This is a genomic window from Janthinobacterium sp., from assembly GCF_031995485.1.
GTDB lineage: Bacteria > Pseudomonadota > Gammaproteobacteria > Burkholderiales > Burkholderiaceae_D > Janthinobacterium.
Genome location: NZ_DAMAGB010000035.1, coordinates 67,764 through 72,027, shown reverse-complemented (window position 1 = coordinate 72,027; position 4,264 = coordinate 67,764). Strand labels below are relative to the sequence as shown.

Here is a 4,264-nt window from a genome sequence, read left to right as displayed (position 1 = left end):
CTGGGCTTTGACGGCGCGCCCGTCTTCTACAGCTGGCCCTCGCAGGGCGAGGTGGCGCGCTATACGGTCGATGAAAACAATATCGAATGGAGCACGCCGCATATCAGGGCGTTCCTGGCCGATTTCCTGGCAAAGACGCGGGCGGAAAAAGTGTACCTGATCGGCCACAGCATGGGCAACCGGGGCCTGGCGCGCGCCTGCGCCGAGCTGATCGCCGGGCAGCCTGATCTCGCGCAGCGCATTGCCGCCATTATCCTGAGCGCGCCCGATATCGATGCGCAGGTGTTCCAGCAGCAGATTGCGCCGCAGCTGACGGCCGCGCAGCACCCGGTCACGCTGTACGCCTCGTCGGAAGACCTGGCGCTGGCGGCATCAAAAACAGTACACGGCTATGCGCGCGCCGGCGACAGCGGCGCCGGCATGCTGATACTGCCCGGGGTGGAGACCATCGATGCCACCGGCGTCGATACGGGTTTTCTCAAGCACAGCTATTTTGCCGAACAGCGCTCGGCCCTGTCGGACATGTTTTATCTGATCCATGACAACAGGCGCGCCGACCAGCGTTTTCTCGATGCGGTCGATACGCCCAAGGGGCGCTACTGGAGTTTCCGGCCCTGACAGGCAAGCGGGCCGGCATGGTAAGATGCGATAAAACGGCATGGCAAAGATGCGGCGACCGCGCCGCGATGATGACCATGCGCAAGCAGGCAAATTTTATGTTGACATCTTCTTCTACCCAGCAAGCCGAAACGCTGATCCGCAGCACCAACGCCCGCGTCACCAAGACCCGCGTGAAGGTGCTCGACTTCCTGATGGCGCAAAGCCAGTCGCTGACCCACCATGAAATCCAGCAGGCGCTGTCGCAGGACAGCGATATCGATTCCGTCACCCTGTACCGCGTGCTGGAATGGCTGACCGAAAACGAGCTGGTGCACCGCATTGCCGGCGGCGACCAGGTCTGGCGCTTCAGCGCCGGCGGCGGCCACCAGGCGCATGAGCACGCCCACTTCCAGTGCAACAAGTGCGCCACCGTCACCTGCTTCAACGAAGTCAAGCTGCCGCCGCCGGTGGCCCTGCCCGAAGGCTTCAGCGGCGGCGACGTCGATTACCTGATCAAGGGCGTGTGTCCGCGCTGTAAATAGGCGCCGTTCCCGCCACGCAGCCGTCCAGGCCCCGTATCAGGGTCTCCTGCGGCAAGCCTCGGCCAATAAACACCATCTTGCTGGCACGCGCTTCGCCTTCGCGCCACGGCGCGCCCAGTTCCGAGCCCATCAGCATGTGCACGCCCTGGAACACGGCCCGGCATGGCGTGCCGGCGATATACAAAATCCCCTTGTAGCGCATCAGCTGGCTGCCGAACAGCTGCACAATGGCGTCCAGAAAGTTTTCCACCTTGTACAGGTCCATCGGCTGCGCCTGGTGATACACGAAGGACTGCACGCCGTCGCCATGGCGGTGCCCCAGTTCGCCCAGGAAATCCGGCTCCAGTTCGACGATGGCATTGAGGTTGAAGCCGCGAATGTTCAGGATATCGCGCAGCGGCACATTGCCAAAACTTACTTTCTGTATGCTGGCGCGGCAGTTGATGGCCGCCAGGCGCCGGCGCAGCGCCGCCAGCTCGTCCTTGGTGACCAGGTCGGTTTTCGACAGCAGGATGCGGTCGGCAAAGCCCACCTGTTCCTGCGCTTCGCGATGGTCCGTCAATTGCTGCTGGGCGTGGCGCGCATCGATCACGGTGAGGATGGCATCGAGCATGTAAAACGCGCTGACGGACGGCTCGGCAAAAAACGTCTGCGCCACCGGCCCCGTCGCGGCCAGGCCCGTGGTTTCGATGATGACATGGTCAAAAGCCAGCAAGCCCGATGCGCGCTTGGCCCGCAGTTCGCCCAGGATGCGGATCAGGTCGCCGCGCACGCTGCAGCAGATGCAGCCATTGTTCATCTCGACAATCTGCTCATCGCTGTCCTGCACCAGCAGCGCGTTGTCGATGCTTTCGGCGGCAAATTCATTTTCGATCACCGCAATGCGCAGGCCGTGCTTGCCCTGCAATATGCGCCTGAGCAAGGTGGTCTTGCCGCTGCCGAGAAAGCCTGTGATGATCGTGACAGGGATCAGCTCGGGGATCGCGGGGTCGTCCATCACGCTTCTTCCAGCTCGTCCATCCGCTGCCACTGCGGAAACGGATCGGGCAGCGCGTGCCAGCCGTCCATGCCCAGCCGGGTTTCGGCAGGCGTGAGCAGGCAGCGCTGCAGGTCCGCTTCGATGGCGGCGCGATCCATGTCCTGGCCGATAAAGACGATTTCCTGGTAGCGGTCGCCGTACGGCTCGCTCCAGCCGGCTGTCAAATCCTCCAGCGATTCCGCGTCGGTTGGCCAGCGCTCCTGCGGCACCGCCGCCCACCACAGCCCCACCGGCTCGATATTCATCAGCTTGCCCGCGCCGGACAGGCTGGCCACCCACTGCGGCCGGCCGGCCAGCCAAAAGTAACCCTTGCTGCGCAGGACGCCGGCGATCGGCTGCGCGATATAGTCGTACAGGCGCTGCGCGTGGAACGGCTGTTTTGCGCGGTACACAAAGCTGCCGATGCCGTATTCCTGCGTTTCCGGCACGTGCACGCCGGCCAGCTCTTGCGCCCAGCCCGGCATATTGGCCGCCTGCTGCAGATCGAACAGCCCGGTTCCCATGATGGCGTCGAGCGGCACCACGGACTGGCTGGTTTCGATCACGCGCGCGCCCGGATTCAGGGCCTTTAGCAGGGCCAGCACGCGCTGGCGTTCATCACTATCGACCATCTCGACCTTGTTGAGCACGATGACATTGGCAAACTCGATCTGCTCCGTCAGCAGGTTGGCCAGCTGGCGCTCGTCGCCCTCGCCCGCCGTCTCGCCGCGCTGCGCCAGGGTGTCCTCGCTGCCGAAGTCCGCCAGGATATTGGCGCAGTCGACCACGGTGACCATGCAGTCGATCTGCGCCACGTGGTTCAGGCTGTCGCCATGCTCGTCCTCGAAGTCGAAGGTGGCCGCCACCGGCATCGGCTCGCCCACGCCGGTCGACTCGATCAGCAGGTAGTCGAAACGGTCTTCCGCGGCCAGGCGCCGCACTTCGAGCAGCAGATCGTCGCGCAGGGTGCAGCAGATGCAGCCGTTCGACATCTCGACCAGCTTTTCCTCGGTGCGCGACAGGGCCGCGCCAGCCGCCTGCGCACCCTCCCTGACCAGCGCGGCGTCGATATTGACGTCGCTCATGTCGTTGACGATCACGGCCACGCGCTTGCCCTCGCGGTTGCGCAGTATGTGGTTGAGCAAGGTGGTCTTGCCGGCGCCCAGGAAGCCGGACAGGACGGTGACGGGCAGTTTGTTTTGCATGATTTTCCTTTATTGCAGTTAAGTTGCATTTGTAAATTATAATGCAGCTCACTTGCATGTGAAGAATTTTCTTTGCCAATGCCCTGCTGTCATTCGGCCGTCACATGACCGCGCTACAGTCGCCTCCTTTGTATCTTTCCGAGAAATGGCAATGAAAACAAACTGGATCATGATGGCGGCGCTGGCAGGTGTGGGTCTGGCTGGCTGCAACGGCAGTTCGAACAAGGCGGCCACTATTCCCGAAGGCACGAGCGTGACCGTGGCGCTGCTGGAAACCACCGACATTCACTCGAACGTGCTCAGCTACAACTACTATGCGCTGGCCGAAGACACCAGCCTGGGCCTGGAACGCACCTCGACCCTGATCCAGGCGGCGCGCGCGGAACATCCCAACAACGTGCTGCTCGACGACGGCGACGTGATCCAGGGCACCCTGCTGGCCGACCTGCAAGCGGTGGCCGCGCCGGTCCCCTGCACCGCCACGCTGGCCGTGCACAAGGCGATGAACGCACTGAAATACGATGCGGGCGGCATGGGCAACCATGAATTCAACTATGGCCTGGGCTACCTGAGCCAGATCACCAATACCGATTTCGCCATTCCCGGCGTCAGCAAGCCGACGGGGAACTGCGGCGCACCCACCTTCCCGTCCGTGCTCAGCAATGTGGTCGGCGTGGCCAGCGGCAAGCCGATCTTCAATCCGTACGTCCTGCTGCCGCGCGATTTTGCCGCCGTGGCGCCCGATGGCAGCAAGCTCAACGTCAAGATCAATATCGGCGTGATGAGCTTTGTGCCGCCGCAAATCCTCGAATGGGATCAGAAGGTATTGGCCGGCAAGGTCAGCGTGACCGGCGTGCAGGAGGCGGCCAAACAATATGTGCCGGAACTGCGCAGCAAGG

Annotated in this window: 4 protein-coding genes and 1 pseudogene; 3 read left to right on the top strand and 2 right to left on the bottom strand. The window is 62.9% G+C overall.

What is annotated here, in order from left to right:
- Together RTQ46_RS18535 and RTQ46_RS18530 are read left to right on the top strand one after the other, a co-directional pair.
- Window positions 1–618, top strand: a 618-nt coding sequence (locus RTQ46_RS18535; protein WP_312438892.1) for an alpha/beta hydrolase, incomplete at its 5' end; no start/stop codon positions are given.
- A 98-nt stretch (window positions 619–716) separates the two neighbouring features.
- Window positions 717–1,142 (top strand): transcriptional repressor, encoded by a 426-nt coding sequence (locus tag RTQ46_RS18530; RefSeq protein ID WP_312438890.1) that lies wholly within the window; start codon window positions 717–719, stop codon window positions 1,140–1,142.
- On the opposite strand, the gene RTQ46_RS18525 is transcribed toward RTQ46_RS18530, so the two are convergent.
- Together RTQ46_RS18525 and zigA are read right to left on the bottom strand one after the other, a co-directional pair.
- Window positions 1,114–2,139 (bottom strand): GTP-binding protein, encoded by a 1,026-nt coding sequence (locus RTQ46_RS18525; RefSeq protein ID WP_312438897.1) that lies wholly within the window; start codon window positions 2,137–2,139, stop codon window positions 1,114–1,116. The two genes, RTQ46_RS18530 and RTQ46_RS18525, sit on opposite strands and share 29 nt — an antisense overlap.
- Window positions 2,139–3,365, bottom strand: coding sequence for a zinc metallochaperone GTPase ZigA (zigA, locus tag RTQ46_RS18520; RefSeq protein ID WP_312438889.1), 1,227 nt, complete (start codon window positions 3,363–3,365; stop codon window positions 2,139–2,141). Before zigA ends, RTQ46_RS18525 begins: the two co-directional genes overlap by 1 nt.
- Window positions 3,366–3,516: 151 nt before the next feature.
- On the opposite strand from zigA, the pseudogene RTQ46_RS18515 reads away from it, so the two are divergent.
- Window positions 3,517–4,264: pseudogene (locus tag RTQ46_RS18515) on the top strand (bifunctional metallophosphatase/5'-nucleotidase); the annotation flags it as partial.